Source organism: Goodfellowiella coeruleoviolacea (assembly GCF_024171785.1).
GTDB classification, from domain to species: domain Bacteria; phylum Actinomycetota; class Actinomycetes; order Mycobacteriales; family Pseudonocardiaceae; genus Goodfellowiella; species Goodfellowiella coeruleoviolacea.
Genome location: NZ_JAMTCK010000012.1, coordinates 70,258 through 92,858, shown reverse-complemented (window position 1 = coordinate 92,858; position 22,601 = coordinate 70,258). Strand labels below are relative to the sequence as shown.

At 74.1% G+C, this 22,601-nt stretch carries 17 protein-coding genes; 5 read left to right on the top strand and 12 right to left on the bottom strand.

Annotation, left to right across the window (positions count from 1 at the left end):
• Positions 1 to 3 precede the first annotated feature (3 nt).
• Complete coding sequence (locus LX83_RS24510; protein WP_253775356.1) at positions 4 to 657, bottom strand: dTMP kinase; 654 nt, start codon at positions 655 to 657, stop codon at positions 4 to 6.
• 209 nt (positions 658 to 866) lie between these two features.
• On the opposite strand from LX83_RS24510, the gene LX83_RS24505 reads away from it, so the two are divergent.
• A complete protein-coding gene (locus LX83_RS24505) occupies positions 867 to 1,841 on the top strand; it encodes a hypothetical protein (RefSeq protein ID WP_253775354.1) in 975 nt (324 codons plus the stop codon).
• Between the two features lie 60 nt (positions 1,842 to 1,901).
• On the opposite strand, the gene ahcY is transcribed toward LX83_RS24505, so the two are convergent.
• On the bottom strand, positions 1,902 to 3,365 hold the full coding sequence (gene ahcY / locus LX83_RS24500) for an adenosylhomocysteinase (protein ID WP_253775352.1): 1,464 nt from the start codon (positions 3,363 to 3,365) through the stop codon (positions 1,902 to 1,904).
• A gap of 296 nt (positions 3,366 to 3,661) precedes the next feature.
• Between ahcY and LX83_RS24495 the strand changes: the two genes are divergently transcribed.
• Positions 3,662 to 6,037 carry a hypothetical protein gene (locus LX83_RS24495; protein WP_253775350.1) on the top strand — a complete coding sequence of 792 codons (2,376 nt, stop codon included), beginning with the start codon at positions 3,662 to 3,664 and terminating at the stop codon, positions 6,035 to 6,037.
• A gap of 130 nt (positions 6,038 to 6,167) precedes the next feature.
• Here LX83_RS24495 and LX83_RS24490 read toward each other — a convergent pair whose 3' ends face one another.
• Positions 6,168 to 7,616, bottom strand: coding sequence for a glutamate mutase L (locus tag LX83_RS24490; RefSeq protein WP_253775348.1), 1,449 nt, complete (start codon positions 7,614 to 7,616; stop codon positions 6,168 to 6,170).
• Between the two features lie 200 nt (positions 7,617 to 7,816).
• Here LX83_RS24490 and LX83_RS24485 point away from each other — a divergent pair, with 200 nt between their 5' ends.
• The gene (locus LX83_RS24485) at positions 7,817 to 8,491 is read left to right on the top strand and encodes a hypothetical protein (RefSeq protein ID WP_253775346.1); all 675 of its coding nucleotides are present in this window, start codon (positions 7,817 to 7,819) and stop codon (positions 8,489 to 8,491) included.
• 126 nt (positions 8,492 to 8,617) lie between these two features.
• Positions 8,618 to 9,454: a TIGR03619 family F420-dependent LLM class oxidoreductase gene (locus LX83_RS24480; protein WP_253775344.1), complete on the top strand. Its 837-nt coding sequence runs from the start codon at positions 8,618 to 8,620 to the stop codon at positions 9,452 to 9,454.
• Here LX83_RS24480 and LX83_RS24475 read toward each other — a convergent pair.
• The 8 genes from LX83_RS24475 to LX83_RS24440 all read right to left on the bottom strand — a co-directional run bounded on the left by LX83_RS24475 (position 9,430) and on the right by LX83_RS24440 (position 17,871).
• A complete protein-coding gene (locus tag LX83_RS24475; protein ID WP_253775342.1) occupies positions 9,430 to 10,932 on the bottom strand; it encodes an amino acid permease in 1,503 nt (500 codons plus the stop codon). The genes LX83_RS24480 and LX83_RS24475 overlap by 25 nt on opposite strands.
• Positions 10,933 to 11,636: 704 nt before the next feature.
• The gene (locus LX83_RS24470) at positions 11,637 to 12,167 is read right to left on the bottom strand and encodes a DUF6584 family protein (protein ID WP_253775340.1); all 531 of its coding nucleotides are present in this window, start codon (positions 12,165 to 12,167) and stop codon (positions 11,637 to 11,639) included.
• Positions 12,168 to 12,230: 63 nt separating this feature from the next.
• The gene (locus tag LX83_RS24465) at positions 12,231 to 13,151 is read right to left on the bottom strand and encodes a cation diffusion facilitator family transporter (RefSeq protein ID WP_253775338.1); all 921 of its coding nucleotides are present in this window, start codon (positions 13,149 to 13,151) and stop codon (positions 12,231 to 12,233) included.
• Between the two features lie 72 nt (positions 13,152 to 13,223).
• Positions 13,224 to 14,462 (bottom strand): mannose-6-phosphate isomerase, class I, encoded by a 1,239-nt coding sequence (gene manA / locus LX83_RS24460; RefSeq protein ID WP_253775336.1) that lies wholly within the window; start codon positions 14,460 to 14,462, stop codon positions 13,224 to 13,226.
• A gap of 29 nt (positions 14,463 to 14,491) precedes the next feature.
• Positions 14,492 to 15,571 carry an SIS domain-containing protein gene (locus tag LX83_RS24455; protein ID WP_253775334.1) on the bottom strand — a complete coding sequence of 360 codons (1,080 nt, stop codon included), beginning with the start codon at positions 15,569 to 15,571 and terminating at the stop codon, positions 14,492 to 14,494.
• A gap of 6 nt (positions 15,572 to 15,577) precedes the next feature.
• Positions 15,578 to 15,898, bottom strand: coding sequence for a Trm112 family protein (locus LX83_RS24450; protein WP_253775332.1), 321 nt, complete (start codon positions 15,896 to 15,898; stop codon positions 15,578 to 15,580).
• Between the two features lie 68 nt (positions 15,899 to 15,966).
• On the bottom strand, positions 15,967 to 17,319 hold the full coding sequence (locus tag LX83_RS24445; RefSeq protein ID WP_253775330.1) for a phosphomannomutase/phosphoglucomutase: 1,353 nt from the start codon (positions 17,317 to 17,319) through the stop codon (positions 15,967 to 15,969).
• 201 nt (positions 17,320 to 17,520) lie between these two features.
• Positions 17,521 to 17,871, bottom strand: coding sequence for a DUF3499 domain-containing protein (locus LX83_RS24440; protein WP_253775763.1), 351 nt, complete (start codon positions 17,869 to 17,871; stop codon positions 17,521 to 17,523).
• Positions 17,872 to 18,202: 331 nt separating this feature from the next.
• Between LX83_RS24440 and LX83_RS24435 the strand changes: the two genes are divergently transcribed.
• Positions 18,203 to 18,670, top strand: coding sequence for a metallopeptidase family protein (locus LX83_RS24435; RefSeq protein WP_253775328.1), 468 nt, complete (start codon positions 18,203 to 18,205; stop codon positions 18,668 to 18,670).
• Positions 18,671 to 18,778: 108 nt separating this feature from the next.
• Here the strand turns inward: LX83_RS24435 and LX83_RS24430 are convergent, their stop codons facing one another.
• Entirely contained in the window at positions 18,779 to 22,558 is a 3,780-nt protein-coding gene (locus LX83_RS24430) for a glycosyltransferase family 2 protein (protein WP_253775326.1), read from the bottom strand.
• Between the last annotated feature and the right edge of the window lie 43 nt (positions 22,559 to 22,601).

Here is a 22,601-nt window from a genome sequence, read left to right as displayed (position 1 = left end):
TCCCTACCCCGCGACTGCCTGCTCCAGCGCGTCGACCACGGCTCGGTGGTCCACAGTGGACGTTCCGTCCAGCACTCGCCACGGGGCCAGCCAGTTCCGCTCGGCCAAACCCTCGTACACCGCGGCGCAGCGCCGTTGCAGGCCCGCGTCGGTCTCGTAGTTGTCCCGGGCGCGGTCGGCCTCCTCGCGTTCCCGGCGGGCCGCGCGTTCGGCGGCGACCTCGGCCGGGACCCGCAGCAGCAGGTGCGCGTCGGGCACGGGCAGACCGAACCGGTCCACCTCCAGCTCCCACACCCACCGGACGAACTCCCCGTCGGCGTCCTGCCGCAGCCTTGCCGCGCCGTAGGCGGCGTTGGAGGCGGTGTAGCGGTCGAGCAGCACCAGGTCGTGGTGGCGCAGCAGGTCCCGGACCTCGTCAGCCGCGGCCCTGCGGTCCAGCGCGTACAGCACACCCATCCCGTACACCGACTCACCCAGCCCGCCGAGGCGCCCGTGCAGCGCGTCCCGCACGAGCTGCGCGTGCACGTCGTCGTCGTAGCGGGGAAACGCCAGCCGCGCGACGGTTCCGCCGCGCTCGGTCACCACGTCGGTGAGCCCCTGTGCCAGGGTGCGCTTGCCAGCGCCGTCCACTCCCTCGATCACTACCAGCCTGCCCATAACGACAAACCCTACGGACTCGCGGCGGCGGCAAAAGTAGGCCCCGTCCAGCGCAAACGGACGTCTGCGCACGTCAACGGGGATCTTCCGGTCACCGTATCGAGTGACTACCGTGGACGCACACAAATGCGGCCCTGTCTCGGCGGTCTCCGAACCTCCGCCACGTTCCACCCAGGTCGGCGGGGCCGCGGGGGGAAGGTGGTGGCTCCGTGACCGGGGATTCCGGGCACGACCAGCCGGCGGAACAGACGGCCGAGCACCCCGGTGAGCTGCCCGCGCAGCTCGCGGAGTTCCTTCGGCAGGGGCCGTTCCACCGGGCACTGCGGGTGGCGATCGCGCATCGCGGCCTGTCCCTGGCCCAGGTGCGCGCGCACCTCGGCCGGCTGGGCGTGCAGGTAGGCCAGTCCACGCTCAGCTACTGGCAGCGGGGGCTGCGGCATCCCGAAGTGCCCAGGGCGGTGCCGACCGTGCGGGCGCTGGAGACCGTGCTGAACCTGCCGCCCAACTCGCTGCTGGTGCTGGTGGGCACGCGCCGGGTGGTGGAGCGGCACCGGCCGAGTGTGGCCGAGGCGGTGACACCGGTGGTGTCCGCGGTCGACCCGGCCCAGGTCTCGCAGATGGCCCAGCACAGCCGGTACAACCTGGACCTGAACGTGCTCGCCGTGCACGACGCCGTGCTGGTGGGCGCGCGTCGGGAGCAACGGCTGGTGACCACCAGGGTGGTGGTCCGGGCGCTGCGCCACGGGCCGGACCGGTACCTGGCACTGCACCAGGGCGACCAGGGCTGCCAGATCGAGCGGGTCACCGTGCGCACGGCCGAGGGCTGCCGGCTGGGCCGGCTGCGCCGCCAGCCGCTGTCCCGGGGCATGCTCGTCGAGCTGCTGTTCGACCGCCGGCTCTCCGCCGGGGAGACGCACGTGTTCTGCTTCACGGTGGTGGACGGCAGCGGCGGCCAGACCCTGGGCCACCACCGGGCGTTCCGCGCCCGCTGCGGCAGCTACCTGCTGCAGATGGGCTTCCACCGGGAGGCCATGCCGGTGCGCTGCGTCCGGCAGGTCCGCCGCCGGCCGGAGGCGGCCCCGGCCGAGACCGCCGAGGTGGTCTGCGGGGTGGGCGCGGTGGCCAGCACCTACTTCACCGACGTGGGTCCCGGCTCCGCCGGCATGTCGGTGACGTGGGGCTAGCGGGGGCCGGGCCACCGGGGCCGGCAGCGCACGGGCGCGGCCGGCCCCGGTCCGCGGCGATCAGTAGCGGTAGTGGTCGGGCTTGTAGGGGCCCTCCACGTCCACGTCGATGTACTCGGCCTGCTCCTTGGTCAGCTTGGTCAGCTCGCCGCCCAGCGCCTCCAGGTGGATGCGGGCGACCTTCTCGTCCAGCTTCTTGGGCAGCCGGAACACCTCGCGGTCGTACTCCTTGTGCTTGGTGAACAGCTCGATCTGCGCGATCACCTGGTTGGCGAACGAGCACGACATCACGAAGCTGGGGTGCCCGGTGGCGTTGCCAAGGTTCAGCAGCCGGCCCTCGCTGAGCACGATGATCGAGTGCCCGTCCGGGAACACCCACTCGTCGACCTGCGGCTTGATGTTGATCCGCCGCACGCCCGGGTAGCGGGCCAGCCCGGCCATGTCCAGCTCGTTGTCGAAGTGGCCGATGTTGCCCAGGATCGCCTGGTGCTTCATCTGGGCCATGTGCTCGACGGTCACCACGTCCTTGTTGCCGGTGGTGGTGATGACGATGTCGGCCTGGCCGAGCACGTCCTCCAGGCGCGCGACCTGGTAGCCGTCCATGGCCGCCTGCAACCCGCAGATCGGGTCGATCTCGGTGATGATCACCCGGGCGCCCTGGCCGCGCAGCGACTCGGCCGCGCCCTTGCCCACGTCGCCGTAGCCGCAGACCACCGCGACCTTGCCGCCGATGAGCACGTCGGTGCCCCGGTTGATGCCGTCGATCAGCGAGTGGCGGATGCCGTAGCGGTTGTCGAACTTCGACTTGGTCACCGAGTCGTTGACGTTGATCGCCGGGAACAGCAGCTCACCCGCGGCGGCCAGCTGGTAGAGCCGGTGCACGCCGGTGGTGGTCTCCTCGGTGACGCCGCGGATCTGCTCGGCGATCTTGGTCCACCTGGTGGCGTCCTCGGCCAGGGACGCGCGCAGCGTCTCCAGGATGACCTTCCACTCCTCCGGGTCGTCGTCGTGGGCGGCGGGCACCACGCCGGCCTGCTCGTAGGCGACGCCCTTGTGCACCAGCAGGGTGGCGTCGCCGCCGTCGTCCAGGATCATGTTCGGGGCCTGGCCCTCCGGCCAGGTCAGCATCTTCTCCGTGGCCCACCAGTACTCGGGCAGGGTTTCGCCCTTCCAGGCGAACACCGGCACGCCGGCCGGCTCGTCGACGGTGCCGTGCGGGCCCACCACCACGGCCGCGGCCGCGTGGTCCTGGGTGGAGAAGATGTTGCAGGAGGCCCAGCGCACCTCGGCGCCCAGCGCCACCAGGGTCTCGATCAGCACCGCGGTCTGCACGGTCATGTGCAGCGACCCCGAGATGCGCGCCCCGCGCAGCGGGTAGACCTCCGAATACTCGCGGCGCAACGCCATCAATCCGGGCATCTCGTGCTCGGCCAGGCGAATCTCCTTGCGGCCGAACTCGGCCAGCGAGAGATCGGCCACAGCGAACTCGATTCCATTACGGACTTGCAGCCTCTCGGCGGTCATCGCGCGTCCTCCACGGCGTCAACTGGTCCGGCCAACACTACCGTCAGGTCAGCGGGCCTCCGTGGCACCGGCGGGTGGGCCGGGCCACTGGGACCGGCTGACGCGCCATCCGTGGGAACCCGTTCGGCCCAGCCAGGCGTCCAATAGGCGGAAACGGGCGCCGAAGTCACCCGTTTCCCGTGGTCCTGCCGCGACAATCGGGCAAACCCACAGCCGGGTTGGCACGCCCGGCAGGTTGGAGGCGTGGTGTGATCCCCGGGCCGGAAACACGTGTGGTCGAACTCAGGGTGCACGGTGTGCAGGGCACGACGCCCGAGGCGCTGGTGGACGCGGTCGCCGCGGTCGAGGTCGCCGGGGACGGCATCGGGCGGCTGGTGCGCCCGGCCGACCGGCTGTGCCGGCCGGCACCCGGTCCGGTGCTGCAGACCGCCGGCGGGGCGACGCCGCGCACCGTCGAGGGCTACATCTGGGGCGGCATGACCTCGGGCGGGCTGGCCAAGGCCACCTGGGCGCTGCTGTTCCCGTTCTCCCTGGCCAACGTGGCGCACTGGATGCTGCCGCCGGTGGCCCCCGGCAGCCGGGCGGCCCGGGTGCTCGGCGCGGCGCTGCGCACCCTGCTCCGGCTGGCCGCGCTGCTGTTGACCGTGCTGTTCGTCACCCAGGTGGCGGTGATCAGCCTCGACCTGGTGGCCACCCAGTGCCTGGCCCCCGGCACCGGCTGCCTCGTCGACGCGGTGCCGGAGTGGTCGAGGCGGCTGCCGTTCACCCGGGTGCTGATCGGCCTGGTGCCGGTCGCCCTGGTGGTGCTGGTGCTGCACCGGGTGTCCACTGTGGAGTGGTCGGTGGCGGCCAGTGCCCGGCGGGTCAACCACCCGGTGGACCGGCGGTCGACCATGCCGGGGGCGCACGTGGTGGCCGACCCGGACACCCCGACCCTGCGGGCGCTGCACATCACCGCCGCGCTGGCCGCCGTCGCCGTGCTCACCCTGGGTGGGCCGGGTGGTCCGGACTCGGCTGAGGCGCCGGCCCGCCTGGTGTGGGCGGCCAGCGCGGTGCTGATCGGGCTGTGCGTGGTGGGGGTGGCCCTGCACGACGACCCACCCGGCCAGGCCCCGAGCCGGGCCGGCCGCTGGCTCCGCGACGGCTACGGCGCGGTGACCAGGGCGGTCCTGCTCACCGGCGGCTGGTTCGCGCTGATCGGCACGGCCGCCGCCCGGGGGCCGATGCCGGCGGTGCTGGTGGGCACCAATGCCACGTTGCAGGTGGTCGGGGTGCTGCTGGTGGTGTTGGCCGCGCTGGTGGCCGTGCTGATCGTGCCCGCGGCCGTGCTGGCCCGGCCGGCCTGGAGCGGACAGGCGCGCGAGCTGCGGCCGTGGGCCGGCGGCGTGATGGCCGCGCCCATGCTGGTCGTCGCCGGCCTGCTCGGCGGGGGGTTCGGCGCGGGCGTGGCCTACGCGGTCCACCCGCTCATCGGCATGGGTGAACTGCCCAGCGGCTACCACTACCTGGTGCTGCTGTGGGGTGCGGCGGCCGCGCTGGGCCTGCTGGCCGCGGTGGCGGTGCTGGCCAGCGCGGGTGCGCTGCGCTGGCTGAGTAGCCGGCGCCGGCCCGGCGGCTGGGCCCCGGAGCTGCCGCTGCTGCACGAGGGACGACCCGAGGACCGCGACCGGGCCATGTCCGCGTGGTGGTGGGCCCGCTTCGAGCGCCGGCACACCCACCACGTGCTGCTGTTGGCCGCGGGCGTGCTCACCGCCGGCGCCCTGGTGTCCCTGGCGCTGCGGGTCAACCGGGTGGAGCCGCCCGCGTGGTTGGACCCGCTGCACGGGGTGGGCGTGTTCGCCATGGCCGCGCTCGCCGTGGCCCTGCTGCGCCTGGTCTACCTGGCCGCCCGGCGCCCGGACGCCGGCCGCCGCCTGGGCATCCTGTCCGACCTGGCCTCGTTCTGGCCGAGGGAGGCGCATCCGGTGGTGCCGCCCTGCTACGCGCTGAAGGTGGTGCCGGAGGTGGTCGCCCGGGTGGTCGAGCACCTCGCCGAGCCCAACACCCGGGTGGTGCTGACCGGCCACAGCCAGGGCAGCCTGCTGGTGGCGGTGGCCGCGGCGCGCCTGGCCGAACAGCTCCCCCGCGCCGACCTGGACCGGCTCGGCCTGGTCACCGCCGGGTCCCAGCTGCAGTGGGCCTACCCGAGGGCGTTCCCCGCGGTGGTGCCGCACTCCTCGTTGACCGAGCTGGCCGGCGAGCTGGGCGGCCGGTGGCGGGCGCTGTGCCGGGGCACCGACCCGCTGGGCGGCGCGGTCACCACCTGGCGCCGGCAGGTCTACGACGGCACGCTGATCGGCGTGGGGTACCGGCCCGACGGCACCGAGGGCGCGCTGGCCCCGGCCCAGCGCGGGCCGACCGGCGCGCTGGTGCTGGGCGGGGACCACTGGCTGCCCGATCCGCAGCGCGGCCCGTTCCCCGGCCGGCGCTGGCGGCCCGGTGTCTCCGGGCACACCGACTACACCCGGGATCCGGAGTGGGACCGGGCCGTGGCCATGGCCGCCGGGCTGGAGCCGCTGCCCTCGGGCGCGCCGCCTGAGCGGGTCGAGCGGTCCGGGCAGGACGAGCGGTCCGGGCAGGACGAGCCACCGGCGGCCAGCGGTCTGCCCCCGGCCGAGCCGGCCCTGACCTGACTGGCCTGATCTGACCTGGCCTGACCTGACCTGGCCTGGCCTGGGCGCACTCGGTCGGCACCAGCTGACCAGCGTCACCCGGCCGTGGACGCCCCGGCCAGTGTCGACCGGCACGGGCAGCGGGTCGGGGTCACCCGGTCAGCGCCGCCGGGTCAGCGGCGGTGGCCTGGCCGGCCAGGGCGTGGGTGAGCAGGGCGTCCGCGGTGGCGGTGCGGCCGGCGTCGGCCAGCAGGCCGGCCGGGGCCAGGGCGTAGTCGCGGTCCACCACGACCCGCGCCTGGCGCAGCACCGGCCGCAGCACCGGGTCGTCCCGCAGGGTCTGCTCCACCCGGGCCAGCCCCGCCTCGCCGGCGTGGCGGAACACGCCACCGGACAGCACCAGCAGGCCGGCACCGCGCGCGCCGAGGTGGCCCACCAGCCGCAGGTGCCGGCGCACGGCGAGCACCACGGCCAGCGCGGCGAGCCGCAGGTCGATCGCGATCTCGTCGGCCGCACCCGGCTCGTTCGCGCGCGGCACCCAGTCCACCCGCTGGCCGCGCTGGCCGGCCGCCTGCGCGAGCACGGCCGCCTCCGCCGGGTCGATCAGCCGCTCGGCCTCGGCCTCGGCCACCACACCCGGCGCTGACCAGCGCATCCCCAGGTCACCCTCGACCGTGCGCCGCTCGGGTGGCAGCGCCACGGTCGGTTCCGGGCCCTCGTCGTCGGCGCTGTCCCCGGCCCGGGCCCCGACCTCGGCGCCGCGGCTGGCCGCCCGCGCGGTGGCGGTGGGCAGGGCGGAGTAGACGTCCGTGGTCGCGCCACCCACGTCGACCACCAGCACCGCGCCCGCCTCGGCCCCGTCCTGCGACGAGCGCACCGCCACCAGCCGGGCCACCCCGGTGAGCACGGCGTCCGGGGTGACCGCGCGCACCAGCCGGCGGAACCGCGGCCCGCGGGACAGGCCCTTGCCGCCGATCACGTGCCGCAGGAACGCCGCGCGGATCGCGGCCCTGGCCGGCCCGGGCGCGAGTTCACCCACGTCGGGCAGGACGTTGGCGGTGGGGATCACGGTCCGGCCGGTCTCGGCCAGCAGGGCCAGCGCCTGGTCCCGCACGGCCGTGTTGCCGGCCAGCACGATCGGGCAGCGCAGCCGGTTGCGGGCCAGCCGGCCGGCGTTGTGCAGCAGCACCCGGGTGTCCCCGCCGTCGGTGCCGCCGGCCAGCAGCACCAGGTCGGGCCGGGACGCGCGCAGCGCCGTGAGGCCCGCACCGGTCAGCTCGCCGGCGGACACGTGCACCACCTTGGCGCCGGCCGAGAGCGCCACCCGGTACCCCGCCTCCGCGCTCACCAGCCGCTCCTGGCCCACCACGGCCAGCCGCAGCCCACCGCCCGCGGACGAGCAGGCCAGCACCGGGACATCGGTGGCGGCCAACTGCTCGGTCACCGCGCCGATGCCGTGCAGCACCTCGGGAGGCGTGGTCGGGTGTTGCGCGGTGCCGACCAGCCGGCCGTCGGCCGCAACCAACGCGGCCTTGGTCCAGGTCGACCCGACATCCAGGCACAGCAGCGCACCAGCGTCCTCACGCACCACGATCGTCACCCGCCCACCCTTGCCCAGTTGCCCGCCATCGCCAAGACCCCGGCTCGCCCCCGCGCGTCGCGGCCGGGCCGGCACCGGGTCGAGGCGCGCCAGGCAGTCGGTCTCTGAAATCTTTTGCAGACCGAAGTGGTTCAGGCAGCCTGGTTTTCAGTTCAGCACACGGGTGATGCTGCAAACATTTTCGTGGCAGGATCCGTGAGATGGCAGTGCAGCCGAACGAACCGAAGAAGCCGAAGAAGCCGAAGAAGCTGTGCCCGAAGGTGATCCTGGAAGGCACCCGGTTGACCAGGAAGACCGACCTCGCCTTCGCGCTCAACGAGCACCCGGGGCTGGTCGGGACACGCAGGTACCGGTACCACTCGCCGCTGATCTCCGCCGAGTGGTCCGCGTTCAGCGCCGACCCGTGGGGGCGCGGGCTGATCAACTTTGCCGCCGAGGAAACCGAGCTGGCGATGGAGACCTACCGCACCTGGGCCCGGTTGTTCGAACTCCAGCGCTACTACTCGTGGATCGTGGACCGGTTCCACCTGTCCACCGAGGTGTTCCAGGCCAGCCAGGGGCGGCACCACGACTTCGGCTGGCTGGAGGACCGGCTGCGGCCCCTGGGTTTCGCCGTGGTGCTGTGCCTGCGCGACCCGGACACCTTCGCCGAGGCCCGGCGGGAGCGACTGCGGATCTCCGCCAAACCCGAGCAGTACGACGACCTGTCGCTGTTCCGCGTCGAACAGGAGCGGCTGCGTGCGGCCGCGGCCCGGTCCACACTGCCGGTGCTGGAACTCCAGGTGGCCGACCGGAGCGTGGCCGAGCTGGCCGACGAGGTGGCGGACTGGCTGGCCGCCAGGGGGCTGCTCGGCACCCCGGACGAGCTGGACTGAGGCGGCACCGAGTTGACTGTCCCGGGTTGACTTTCCCGGGGTGACCTTCACAGGTTGACCTTCACAGTGGTGTGAGGGTTTACAACGGGAGGCGTCAGCCGACAGACCGACCCGAGGAGAGCTGCCGTGCGGTTGCACGTGGTGTTGCCCGACGAATCACCCGACATGCCCGTGGCCGACCTGGCCGCGTTGGCCAGCGAGGCCGAACACCTCGGGTTCGCCGGGGTGTGGCTGCCCGACCACCTGCTGCCGCCGGCCGCCTACGGCACGACCTACGGCGGCGTGTACGAGCCGCTGGTGACGTTGGCCTACCTGGCCGCGGCCACCAGGACGGTGGTGCTGGGCACGTCCGTGCTGGTGTTGCCGCTGCGGGATCCGCTGACCGTGGCCAAGCAGACGGCCACGCTCGCGCACCTGTCCGGCGACCGGTTCGTGTTGGGGGTGGGCGTCGGCTGGGAGCCCTACGAGTTCGCCGCGGCCGGCGTGGACTTCCGCACCAGGGGCGCCCGCACCACGGCGGCGCTCCGGCTGATCCGGCACCTGCACACCACCGGCGGCGGCGAGCACCGGGACGAGTTCCACGCGGTGGACGGCCGCGCGGTGTTCCAGCCGGTGCCCCGGCGCCCGGTTCCGTTCCTGATCGGCGGCAACTCCGACGCGGCGCTGCGCCGGGTCGCCGAGGTCGGCGAGCAGTGGCAGGCGGTGGGCCTCTCGCCGAGCCAGTTCGCCAGCCGGCGGGACCGGCTGCGGGAACTGGCCGGCGAGCGGCCGGTCAGCGCGGGCGCCCGCATCTCCTGGGACAGCGACGACCGGGACGTCACCGACGTGCTGGCCGAGGTGGACGCGTGGGCCGCGGCCGGCGCGGACGACCTGGCGCTGTGGTTCGGCGCGGTGGGCGGGTTCGCCCGGCGCCTGCGCGCCTTCGCCGCCGCCTCGGGTCAGCTCTTGCCGGCCACCCGCTGACGTTGCCCGAGCACGGAGTGGTTGCGGCTGTAGAGGAAGTACACGACCACGCCGATGGCCATCCACACCAGGAACCGCACCCAGGTCAACGCGGTCAGGTTCAGCATCAGCCAGACGCAGGCCAGGATCGCCAGGATCGGGATGACCGGCACGAACGGCACGCGGAAGCCCCTGGGCAGGTCGGGCCGGGTCCGGCGGAGCACCAGCACGCCCGCGGACACCAGGATGAACGCGAACAGCGTGCCCACGTTGACCATCTCCTCCAGCTTGCCCGTGGGGAAGAAGCCGGCCGCGATGATCACCAGCACCGCCACCAGCCAGGTGGCCCGCACCGGGGTGCCGTGCCGGCCGGTGTGCGCCAGCCCGCGCGGGATCAGCCCGTCCCGGGACATGGCGAACACGATCCGGGTCTGGCCGAGCAGCAGCACCATCACCACGGTGGTCAGCCCGGCCAGGGCGCCCACCGCGATCACCGCCGCGGCCCAGGTGACCCCGTTCGCGGCGAACGCGCTGGCCAGGGTCTTCTTCTGGCCGTCGGCGCCGGTGGCCAGGTCGCGGTAGGACTGCATGCCGGTGAGCACCAGGGACACGGCCACGTAGAGCACGGTGACGATGGCCAGCGACCCGATGATGCCCCGCGGCAGGTCGCGCTGGGGGCGCTTGGTCTCCTCGGCGGTGGTGGCCACGATGTCGAAGCCGATGAACGCGAAGAACACGATGGAGGCGCCGGCCAGCAGCCCGTACAGGCCGTAGGTGCTGCTGGCGCCGCCGGCGATCAGGGAGAACAGCGACTGGTCCAGTCCGGTGCCGCCGCTGTCCCCGGTGGTGCTGGCCGGTGGGATGAACGGGCGGTAGTTCTCCGCCTTGATGTAGCCGATGCCGACCACGACCACCAGCAGCACGACCGCGACCTTGATGGTGGTGATCACCAGGCTGACCCGGGAGGACAGCTTGGTGCCCACGGCCAGCAGCACGCTGAGCACGAGCACCACCAGCACCGCGCCCCAGTCGAAGTCGACCGGCCCCAGGCTGACCACCGTGGACAGCTCCGCCCCGGTCAGGCCGATCACCTGGTGCAGGTAGGAGGACCAGCCCTTGGCCACGACCGCGGCGGCCAGGGCGAACTCCAGCACCAGGTCCCAGCCGATGATCCAGGCGACGAACTCGCCGAAGGTGGCGTAGGAGAACGTGTAGGCGCTGCCGGCCACCGGCACCGTGGACGCGAACTCGGCGTAGCACAGCGCGGCCAGCCCGCAGGTGATCGCGGCGATCACGAACGACAGCGACACCGCCGGTCCGGAGATGTCACCCGCGGTGCTCGCCGCCACCGTGAAGATGCCCGCGCCGACCACCACGGCCACCCCGAACACGGTGAGGTCCCAGGCGGTCAGGTCCTTGCGGAGCTTGGTGTCGGGCTCATCGGTGTCCGCGATGGACTGCTCGATGGACTTGGTGCGCCACAGTCCTGTACCAGGCACGCTGCCCTCCTCGTCACTCAGGCCACCCGGTTACTCGGAACTTGCCGGATACACCTCATGCCCACCGACAGATCACCTTAACCAGTGAGGTCCCACTCAACGTGTTGCTCGGGAGTAACCCTATTGTGCGTTGAGCTGCCCGAACTCACCCGGTCTACCCCGACCGGCATACCGCCCGGTGACGGCGCGGTGGGCGCGAGGCGTCGCGCGGCCACGCCGACAGCAGGATGGGTCGACAGCGGCGGTGGGTCGACAGCGGGATGGGTCGACAACGGTGGTGGGTCGACAACGGTGGTGGGTCGACAGCGGTGGTGGGTCGACAGCGGTGGTGGGTCGACAGCGGAGTGGGCGTGGCCGGGGCACCCGCCCGGGACGAGCGGGCAGCCGCGTGGCTGTGCGGTGAGGTGGCTGGCCGTGCCGGTGACAACGGTGGGGCGACCGGACGTCACGGCAGGCAGCCGGACCGGACCGCTCCCCCACGACCGGGCCACTCCCCCAGTCAAGCCCCCGGGCAACAGGCCGTGAGCTGCGGAGACGCTCTACTGCCCGCCCGAAGCCCAGCCCCCGCCCTCCCAGGGGGGCGACCCCAGGTCCAGCCTAACCACCCCCACCCCGGCTCAGCGGTGTTCCGGGCCGGCCTGTGGACAACCCGGCACGTTGTGGACAACTCGCACCTCGAACGGGTGAATCTCGGCGCGGGTCGGCTAGTCGCTGGTAAGCCACTGCCCCACGGTCACCACCGCGTTGCCCACCGCGAAGACCTCGAACACCACCAGCGCCACCCCGAGCAGCACCAGGCCCGCCACCTGCCACCAGCGCAGCCGCTCGCCGGGCTCCTCCGGGTGGGCGGCCCAGTCGTAGGCCAGCGGCCGGCCGGTCTCCGCGCGAGCCGCCGCCAGCACCTCGGCCAGCCGGCTCCGGGCGGTGGCCGTGGTGGCCGTGTCCGGGTCGCTGGTCCAGCCCAGTGCGCTCATCCGCGCCACCGCCGCGCGGTAGGCCCGCTCGAACGCGGCCACCTCGGCGGGGTCGCGCTGCTCGGCGAGGTAGCTCCAGCGGCCGGCCTGCGCGGCGTCACCCAGCCGCCGGTACACACCGGCCAGCCGCTCGCGCAGGTCCAACCGGCTCGGGTAGGTGCCGACCAGGCCACGCAGCCGTTGCCGGGCCCGCAGCACACTGGCCAGATCCCCGGCGGCGAGTTCCCGGTCCACCCGGGACAGCGTGGTCTCGATGGTCACCCGTCCAGGGTGACAACCGGTGGCAACCGGTTTTCCGCAGCTCAGCGGGAGGCCGGTGGGAGATCAGCGGGAGATCGACGAGCGGTCCAGGTCGGGCTCCAGGTAGATCAACTTGGCCGAGGGCACCTTGCTGCGCACCCGCAGCTCGGCGTCGTCAATGGCCTGGGCGACCTCTGCCAGGGTCAACCCCGGGGTGAGCGCGATCTTGGCCGCGATCAGCAGCTCGTCCGGACCGAGGTACTGGGTGCGGATGTGGATGACCCGCTCCACCCGGCCGGCGGCCAGCTGGGCGACGATGGTGTCCAGCACGTCCGGGGCCGCGCCCTCACCGATGAGCAGGCTCTTCATCTCCACGATCAGGATGATCGCGATCACCCCGAGCAGCACGCCGATGCCCAGCGTGCCCACGCCGTCCCACACCGGGTCGCCGGTGAGCACCGACAGTCCCACCCCGATCAGCGCGAACACCAGGCCGAACAGCGCGCCGGCGTCCTCCAGCAGCACCACGGGCAGTTCGGGTGCCTTGGCCTGGCGGATGAACTGCCACCAGGTGGCGTTGCCCTTCAGCGCCCTGGACTCACCGATGGCCGTGCGGAAGCTGTAACCCTCCAGGGCGATGGCCACCACCAGCACCAGCACCGCCACCAGCGGCGAGGACAGCGGCTCCGGGTGCTCGATCTTGTGGATGCCCTCGTAGATGGCGAACACCGAACCGAGGGTGAACAGCAGCAGCGCCACCACGAACGCGTAGAAGTACCGGTCCCGGCCGAAGCCGAAGGGGTGTTCCCTGGTGGCCTTGCGCCGGGAGGTCCGCTGGCCGAGCAGCAGCAGGCCCTGGTTGGACGTGTCCGCGAGGGAGTGCACCGACTCGGCCAGCATCGACGACGAGCCCGTGAACAGGAACGCGACGAACTTCGCCACGGCGATACCGGCGTTCGCGCCCAGTGCCGCGAGAATGGCCTTTGTCCCGCCCCCTGCTGACACAGCTGCTCCTTGACTAGCTCGTGCCCGGTTTGTCTGGAAGAACCGGGTTCGCCGGAAGAACCGGCGCTAACTCTACGTGTTGAACGGGGTTCCACCAGGGGTGGCCACGAAAACCTGGGCCGATTCGCCGTCCTCCGGGCGCAGCGTGGCCACCGGGTCGGACGCGGGCAGCCACAGCGACCCGCCCCTGCCCAGCCGCGTCTGGGCCTGGCCGGCCAGGCTGACGTGCACCGCGCCGTCCGTGCACAGCACGATCTGGGGCCGGCCCTCGGCCAGTTCCACCGGCGCGCTGTCCCCGGCCGGCCAGGCCACTGTGGACAGCAGGAACTCCTCGGCCGGCGTGTGGTAGGTGGTGACGTGCTCGCGGTGCCGCTCGCCGCGCAGCACCGGCACGTCCCCGGCGGAGAAGTCCAGCACCCGCAGCAGCTCCGGCACGTCCACGTGCTTGGGGGTGAGCCCGCCGCGCAGCACGTTGTCCGAGTTGGCCATGATCTCCACGGCCGTGCCGCTGAGGTAGGCGTGCAGGTTGCCGGCCGGCAGGTAGATGGCCTCGCCCGGCTGCAGCACGAACCTGTTCAGCAGCAGCGCGGCCAGCACGCCGGCGTCGCCCGGGTAGGCCTCGCCCAGCTCCAGCACGGTCTTGCACTCCACCTCGAACGGGCCGTGCTCCTTGACGTGCAGCACGCACGCGTCCAGCAGGCTCGGCAGCAGCGCGTCCAGGGTGAGCTGCGGCAGGGTGATCCAGGTGGTGAACAGCGCGCGCAGGCCGGCCGAGTCCGGCTGGGCCACCAGCAGTTCGGCGTAGCCGGCCAGCTCCGGGGCGTCCAGGCAGCGCAACAGCTCGATGGTGCGGTGCGGGTCGCGGAACCCGGCCAGGGCGTGGAACTCGGTGAGCGCGCACACCAGTTCCGGCTTGTGGTTGGGGTCGCGGTAGTTGCGGTTCTTGGCGTCCAGCGGGATGCCGGCGGCCTCCTCGGCGGCAAAGCCCTGCCTGGCCTGCTCGGCCGACGGGTGCGCCTGCAGGCTCAGCGGCTCGTCGGCGGCGAGGACCTTCAGCAGGAACGGCAGGCGGCCGGCCCAGCGCTGCGCGCAGGCCACGCCGAGCTGCCCGGCGGGGTCGGCCTCGACCAGGTCGAGCAGGGACAGCTCGGTGCCGTCCGGCCGCACCAGGCGGGACGGGTCAGCCGGGTGGGCGCCCAGCCACAGCTCCGCCTCGGGGTGCGGGGCGGGCACGGGTCGGCCGAGCAGCGCGGCTATGGCCGTGCGCGATCCCCACGCGTACGGCCGCACCGCGTTTTCCAGCAGTTCCACTTGTCGCCTCTTCTCCGTTGCTCGGCCTACTAGCGGGCGGCCGGGGCGAACAGCCCCGGGCCGCCGAGCGTGCCAGCGGCAAGCCCCAGGTACAGCGCGGCCATCTCGAACCGCAGGGCGAGCAGCGCCGCGCACGCCACCTCGTCCCCGAGCGTGTCCTCGGCCAGTTCCAGCAGTTCGGCGCCGGGAAGGGTGTCCTGGGCGGCGCGCCGGGTCGCCTGGGCGGTGGGGCCGGTGCGCACGGCGAGCAACAGCACCCGCAGGGGTGAGCCCTGCTCCTCGTCGCGGTCGGCGAACAGGTCGGCGCCGGCCGCCGCGTTGACGGCCTGGCGGTGCAGCACCGGCCTGGTCAGCGCCTGCGGGTAGCCGGCGACGTCGCACACCACGCCGGTGTAGCCGGCCAGCACGGCGGCGGCGTGCCTGGCCACCGCCGTGGCCGGGTGGTCGAGCCCCCACAGCAGCGGGGTGTGCTCGGCCAGCCGCAGCGCCAGCGACTTGGCCGGGTTGAGGAACGACTCGGTGGACAGGTGGCCGCGTTCGGCTTCCCGGTCCAGTTCGTTGGCCAGCCGGTCCAGGTCGGTGCGCAGCAGGCCGAGCGCGGTCACCAGGGACAGGCCGGCGGCCAGTGCGCGGGGGAACCCGAAGCCGGCCGGCAGCGGGATCCTGGGCGGCAGGAACAGGGTCCGGCCGGCCGCGGCCGCGGCCACCGGCCCGTCCTCGGGCGCGGTCAGCACCACGTGCGCGCCGCGCCGGGCGGCCCGGTCCACCGATTCGGCCAGCACGGCGTCACCCGGGTCCTCGGTGTGCGCCAGCACCACGTCCAGGGCACCCACCCAGGTGGGCACGGTGTCGGCGAGCACCACCGGCACCGGGCAGCCGGGGCCGAGCAGGCCGGCCAGGAGTTCGGCGACCGCCGGGCTCACTCCGGGGCGGGTGACCAGCACCAACGCCCTGGGGCGGGTCTCGGCCAGGGAACTGAGGCCGGCGTCGGCGATGGCCTCCGCCGTGGCCCGCACCTGGGCGCCGGCCAGGGCGACCGAGCGCAGCAGGCCGGCGCCGTCGGAGTCGGCCAGGCGGCCGGGGTCGTCAAGCAGGCTGTCGTCCAGCACGCGATCTCACCCGGCCGACGAGCCCTCGCCGGGCGTCCCCGATCCCGGCCGCGGCTGCGACCGCGGGGTCGGGTCGACAGCCGGGGCTGGGCCGGATGTGCCGGACGGGCCAGGTGTGCCGGCCGGTGTTCCCGCGGCGCTCAGCTCGACCGCCTCGTCGAGCAGCAGCACCGGGATGCCGTCCCGCACCGGGAACGCGCGGTGGCACGAGGTGCAGGTGAGGAAGTCCGCGTCGGGGTCACCCGGAGTGCCGACCACCAGCGGTGCGTGGTCCTCGGACGGGCAGGCGAGGATGTCCAGCAGTTGCTGGTCAAGCTGAACAACCATGATTGTCCTCCTTGCGGTCCTCGGTGCGATCCTCGACGTCGCCCGGTGCCGGTGCCATCGTTGCTGGCTCAGCCGCGAACGACGGCGAGCACCTCGTCGCGCAGCGCGGCCATGCTCTCCTGGTCCGGCGCTTCCACGTTCAACCGCAGCAGCGGCTCGGTGTTGGACGGCCGGATGTTGAACCAGGCGCCCGAGGCCAATTCCACGGTCAGCCCGTCCAGTTCGTCAACGGTCACCCCGTCCCTGCCGGCGAACGCGTCCTTGACCGCGGCCATTCGCCCGGCCTGGTCGGCCACCGTGGAGTTGATCTCCCCGGACGCGGTGTAGCGGCTGTACTCCCTGGTCAGCTCGGACAGCGGCTGGTCCTGCTCACCCAGCGCGGCCAGCACGTGCAGTGCGGCCAGCATGCCGGTGTCGGCGCGCCAGAAGTCGCGGAAGTAGTAGTGCGCCGAGTGCTCGCCACCGAAGATGGCGCCGGTCTCGGCCATGGTCTGCTTGATGAACGAGTGGCCGACGCGGGTGCGCACCGGGTTGCCGCCGTGCTCGCGCACGATCTCGGGCACGGCCTTGGAGGTGATCAGGTTGTGGATGATCGTGCCGCCCGGCTGTTTGGCCAGCTCGCGCACTGCGACCAGGGCGGTCACCGCGCTCGGCGAGACCGGCTCGCCCCGCTCGTCCACCACGAAGCAGCGGTCGGCGTCGCCGTCGAAGGCCAGGCCGGCGTCCGCGCCCACCTCGCGCACCTTGGCCTGCAGGTCCACCAGGTTCTTCGGGTCCAGCGGGTTGGCCTCGTGGTTGGGGAAGTTGCCGTCCAGCTCGAAGTACAGCGGCACGATCTCGATGGGCAGGTCGGCGAAGACCGTGGGCACGGTGTGCCCGCCCATGCCGTTGCCGGCGTCCACGACCACCTTCAGCGGCCGGCTGCCGGACAGGTCGACCAGATCGCGCAGGTAGGCGGCGTACTCGGCGAGCATGTCCCGCTCGGTGACGCTGCCCGGGGTGGTGTTCTCGGCGTCGGGCACGCCCTGTTCCACGTCGGCGCGGATGTCGGCGAGGCCGCTCTCCAGGCCCACCGGGGCGGCGCCGGCCCGGCACAGCTTGATGCCGTTGTACTTGGCGGGGTTGTGGCTGGCGGTGAACATCGCGCCGGGCAGGTTGAGCTTGCCCGAGGCGAAGTAGAGCTGGTCGGTGCTGGCCAGGCCGATGGAGATCACGTCAACGCCCTGCCGGGTGACGCCGTCGGCGAACGCCGCGGCCAGTTCCGGGGAGGAGTCCCGCATGTCGTGTCCGACGACCACGGTGGGGCCGCCGACCAGCCGGGCGAAGGCCGCACCGGTCCGCCGGACCAGATCGGCGTCGAGTTGTTCGCCCACGACGCCACGGACGTCATATGCCTTGAACACGCCGGACAGGTCGCGCACACGTTCTCCCGAGTCAGTCGCCAGCGGTCAGTCGGAGCCGTTCGTTGCTCGCTCGACGGCAGTCGGTGACATCCGGTTGATGTCACTCCAGCCGCAGCCTACCGGCGACCGGATACCCGGTGGACCTGGTGTGACACCCGGAGCCGTCCCGGCGGCGCGGCGCCGGTCCTGGCTCGGGCGTCCACCTGGAAAGGTTCCGCCTCAGTCATCCACCGGATCGGGCAGCACCCGCAGGTGTCCGCGTCGACCGGTGGTGCTGGGCACCTCTGGCGGTTCCACCGGCCGGTCCGCGCGGCCGGCCTCGCGCACCGCCTCGGCGAGCGCGGTGAGGTCGTCCACGGAGGGCTGGGGGACCGCGAACTCACCCTCGTGCCGCACGACTTCCCAGCCGCGTGGCACGGTCAGCCGGAGCGCGTGCTCCTCGCACAGGTCGTAGCTGTGCGGTTCGGAGTACGTGGCCAGCGGTCCGACCACGGCGGTTGAGTCGGCGTAGGCGTAGGTGAGCGTGGCAACGGCCGGGTTGGTGCACCCGGTCCGCGAGCACCGTCTCACGCTCCGCACGGTCGGGGACGATAGCGCGTCCGGGCAAGTCCGCGTTGCAGGCGCGCGGGTGATCCTGCGCCGAGTGCTGCTCGCCCTGCGCGAAACAGCGTCGCCGAACACCGTCGGGGACACCGTTGTCGGGCCGGTGCCGACCGGTGGCCGAACCGCCCGGGTGGCCCGAGCCGACCCCGAGCGGCCCCGGAACCGGCGGAACCGGCCCGCGAGGCGGCACTGGACCGACACGGAGCGGAACCGGTTGGTGGCCGCAGGTTGTCGCGGTGGGAGCGGCTTGTCAGGGGTCGAGCCGGCCCGCCCCGCCGCGTACGCTCAACGTGTGGTGATGGCCAGGAGTTCTCGTCAGCGGCATCGGCGCACGCGCGACCGGCACGGTCGTGGCCTGCGCGGCCCGCTGTACCCGGCCACCCTGCCCGCGGCACGGAGTAGGGCGGAGCGGTTTGACGCGCTGGTACTGGAGGCCCTCGAACCGATCGAGGGGCGTTGGCGCACCGAGTTGACCCAGCTCGACGTGGCCGTCGACGACGTGCCCGACGTGCGGTTGTCCCCGGACACGGTCAGCTCGTGGGACGACGGCGTGGTGGAGGACGGCAACATCCCGCTGGCCCGGCTGGTGCCGGCCGGGGTTGACCGGCACGGCCTGCCGACCAGGGCGCGGATCGTGCTCTACCGGCGCCCGTTGGAGGTCAGGGCCAAGGACGGCGCCGACCTGGCCGACCTGGTGCACGACGTGCTGGTCGAGCAGGTCGCCAACTACCTCGGCCTCGACCCGGAGATCATCGACGGCAGCTGACCGCGCGCCCCGGGGCCGCGGCGGCGGCTCGGGTGGCGCACGCGGCCGCATGGCGGCGGCTCTGGTGGCGCACGGGTCCGGGGTGGCCGCTCGGGTGGGCAGGATCGCTCAGTCCCGCCGCCGGCGCCCTGGCATGGCCGCGACCAGCGTGAACAGCGCGGCGGCCGCCTGGACCAGCAGCAGTGGTTCGCGCCGCGCGCCGGGTGCGCGCACCCACACGTCGGCCGCGTCCGCCGGCAGCGGCACGCCCACCAGGTGTCCCCAGGCCGTGCCCACCTCGACCGGCGCACCGGCCACGCTGGCCCGCCAGCCGGGCTCGTGCTCCGCGCCGACCACCAGCAGCCGCCCGGCCGGGCCGGCCGACACCCGGACCGCGACCTCGGGTGGTGTGGCGTCCACCCGCACGATGTCGGCGCTGCCCGCCTGGGCCGGCGGGGACTCGCCGCGCACCGCCCTGCCGGCCTGGGCCGGGGCCAGCAGGGTGGTGGCGCCGCCGGCGGCCAGCAGCCGCAGCACGGGCTGACCGGTCGAGGCGGCGGGTGCGTCCGCGACCAGCCCGGCGGCCAGGTCGCGCAGCCGGTCGGCGCTGGCCGCGTCCGGCAGCACCACGAACACCACCGCGCCGGCCGCGGCCTCGGCCACGGCTGTCCGCGCCGCGGCCCGGTCGGTTCCGGTGAGCCGGGCCGCCAGTCCGGCCAGCCGGTCCGGGGCGGCCGGCGTGGTCACCAGGTCGTCGGTGAGCGCCGGCACGCGGCCGGACACCTGCCGGGTCGGCTGGCCGGGGCCGCCCAGCACCAGCACCGCGCCGCCGGTGCGGGCCAGCTCGTTGGTCAGGGTCGAGGCGAGCCGCAGTCCCCCGCCGGCGCGCAGCGGCCCCTGGCCGAGGCCGACCACCGCGGCGGTGGCCAGCGCGGCCACCCCGGCCGCCGCCAGGACCGCGAGCACCCGCGTGACCGAGCCGGTGGCCAACCACCTGGGCCTGGCCGGCGCGGTCGTGCTCGCCGCGGCCAGCGCCGCCCACAGCAGGCCGCACCCCACCACCAGCAGTGCCGCACCCGGCCAGGCCGGTTCCGCCGCGGTGCCGCCCGGGGGCGGGGTGCGCGCCAGGCGGGTCGCGGCCACGGCCAGCCCGCCGAGCAGGGCCACGCCCAGCCCCGGTAACACCGCCCGGCTCGGCCGCGCCAGCAGCACCGCGAACACGCCCACCACCAGCAGCGCGCCCACCGCGGGCCCGCTGCCCGGCCCGCCCGGCCGCAGCGCCAGCAGGTCGGGCAGGGACACCGGCGGGGCCGCCAGGTAGGCGCCGACGCCGTGCAGCAGCACACCGGGGTGGCGCAGCAGCAGGACCGGCCACGGCAGCAGCAGGGCGGGTGGCAGCAGCACCACCGCCGCCACGCCGAGCGCGCGCTGCCGGGTGGTGCCGGGCCGGCCGGGCGCCACCACGTATCCGATCAGCGCGGCCAGCAGCAGCACCAGGCCGACCAGTGGCGCGAACGCCGCCAGCGCGGCCAGGCCCAGCGCGGTGGCGCAGGCGACGGACAGCCAGGGCGCGCCGGCCGCGGGCCGGAGCACGGCCACCACCCCGGCCAGCACCAGTGGGGCGAGCACGTGCACCACCACGGCGTCCAGCCGGCCCTGCGCCACCGCGGCGGTGGCCGGCGGCAGCAGCGCGTAGCCGGCGGCGACCAGTGCCCGCACCTGCCGGCGCACCCGCAGTCGGCGGGTGGCCAGGTAGCCGGCCAGTCCGGCGAGTGGGGCGTCGGCGACGAACAGCGCGGTCACCGCCGCGACCGGCCCGCCGAGGGGCAGGCCGCCAAGGCCGAGCACGGCCAGCGCGGCCGGTGCCGGCACAGTGCTGCCGCCACCGGCGGAGTGCCAGGCGGCCAGGTAGCTCCCCCAGGTCGCCGGCAGGTCGAGCACGGGCAGCAGCCGCCCGCCGGCCAGGTCGCCGCCCAGCCGGCCGACCCCGCCGAACAGGCTGCTGTTGGCGAGCAGACCGAGCACGGCCAGGCAGGCGACCAGGACCACCGGCGGGGCCAGCACCAGCTCGCGCAGCAGCCGCGCCCGGCTGAGCCGCAGTAGCACGAACTCGGGTGGCGCGCCACGATCCGGCCGGACAACCCCCGAGTTGTCCACAGGCACCCGGGTTGTCCACAGGTCCCCGCGCACACCGTGATCCACGGGGTGGTCGTGGGTAGGCTGGCCAAGGGCGCGCCCCCCGGTGGAGGGTGGGGGCTGGGCAGGGGCGGAAACGCCGCGATCCACCGCATCCCCAACCGGATCACCGCTGGCCGAGTCGTCACCGGCAAGGTCACCACCGGCAAGGTCACCACCGGCAAGGTCACCGCCGGCCAGGTCACCACCAGGCGGGTCACCGCCGGCCAGGTCGCCACCGGCCGCGGACCGGCGGCGCGGCACCGGGGACGGCCGCGGTCGGGGGCTGGGCCGGTGTTCCGCCGGCGACGCCGAGCCGGCCGCCGGCAGCGCCACCACCACCGCGGTGGCCGGCCGGCGCAACCCGGCCACGCGCCGCACCGGGTGACCACGCCGGCCCAGCGCGCCAGCGGGCAGCGCGTCCGGCCCGACCGGTCGCGCCGGTGCCCCACCGGCAGCGGCGGACACCTCGGGCAGCCGCTCACCCCCGGGCGCCCGGCCCAGCGCCAGGTCGGCCCGCACCCGCTGCCGCACCAGGTGGGCCAGGCCGGCCCGGAAACCGTTGCGCAGCCTGGTGATCCGGCTGGTGACCAGCCCCCGCACACTGCCCCCGCGCGCGGCCTGTCGACGCCGCGCCGCCCGGGCCGCGCGCAACCCGGCGCGCCCGCCCAGCAGGTAGCGCACCGCGGCCAGTTCAGCGCGGACCCCGTCCAGCCGGCGCAGCAGCGCGAACCCCAACAGCCGCAGCACACACAGCAGGACCAGCCGGGGCAGGCCGAGCCAGCACCCCAGCGGCGAGGCGTTGACCAGCAGCGTGCGCAGCCCGTGCGCGCGGTCCACCGAACGCGGCAGCGGCCCCGGTGGCGCGGGCACCGCGGCCAGTGGCCGCAGCCCGGTGCTGGCCGCCCTGGCGTGGCGCACCCGGGCCGCCGGCACGCACAGCACCACGTGCCCGGCCCGGTTGGCGCGCCAGCCGAAGTCGGTGTCGTCGCGGAACAGCGGCAGGGCCGGGTCGAAGCCGTCCAGCTCGCGCCAGACGTCCCACCGGATCAGGCACCCCGCCGAGGACACCGCGAGCACCTCGGTGCTGCGCTGGAACAACTCCACCCGCTGATCCCCGCGCGGCGCGGTCGAAGCCGGGCCGGTGCCGGCTGTGTCGGTACCGGTGCCGGTGCCGGTAGCGGTGGTGCCGAACCTGCTCCAGTCCAGTTCGGCCGGCCCGATGCCGGTCTGCTCGTGGCCGGCGGCGTCGATGGACAGTCCCGCGGAGACGACCAGTCGGGGATCGGCCCAGTCCAGGCAGAGCGGGCCGAGCACACCCGCCGACGGCGCCACCTCGGCCGCGGCGAGCAGACCGGCCAGGCAGTCGGGTTCCGGGGCGCTGTCGTCGTGCAGCAACCAGATCCACCCGCCGGGATCATCGCCCCAGCGGCGCACCGCGTGGTCCACGGCGGCGCGCACGGCCGCACCGAAACCGGTGTCGCGGGGCAGGGTGAGCACGCCGTCCAGCACGCGCTCACTGTCCAGTCCGGACCCGGGCTGACGAATCCGCGCGGCGAGCGAATCCGCTGTGCCGTCACGGGAACCGGTGTCCACGGCGAGCACGTGGCGTGGCCGCAACCGCTGCTGCCGCACCGCGGTCAGCGTGCTGTCCAGCCACGGCCGTGCGTCGTGGCAGACCACCACGGCCAACACCGGCACGGTCCGCACTCGCGGAGGGACACTGCTGGGCACCGGCCCTCCACTGGCGTGATCAGAACAACAAGGGCGAGATCCG

Bases quoted from the DNA above. Each gene is read 5' to 3' on its own strand.
- LX83_RS24485 (WP_253775346.1), top strand. From the start codon at position 7,817: ATGGCAGTGCAGCCGAACGAACCGAAGAAGCCGAAGAAGCCGAAGAAG.
- LX83_RS24450 (WP_253775332.1), bottom strand. From the start codon at position 15,898: ATGGTTGTTCAGCTTGACCAGCAACTGCTGGACATCCTCGCCTGCCCG.
- ahcY (WP_253775352.1), bottom strand. From the start codon at position 3,365: ATGACCGCCGAGAGGCTGCAAGTCCGTAATGGAATCGAGTTCGCTGTG.
- LX83_RS24510 (WP_253775356.1), bottom strand. From the start codon at position 657: ATGGGCAGGCTGGTAGTGATCGAGGGAGTGGACGGCGCTGGCAAGCGC.
- LX83_RS24435 (WP_253775328.1), top strand. From the start codon at position 18,203: ATGGCCAGGAGTTCTCGTCAGCGGCATCGGCGCACGCGCGACCGGCAC.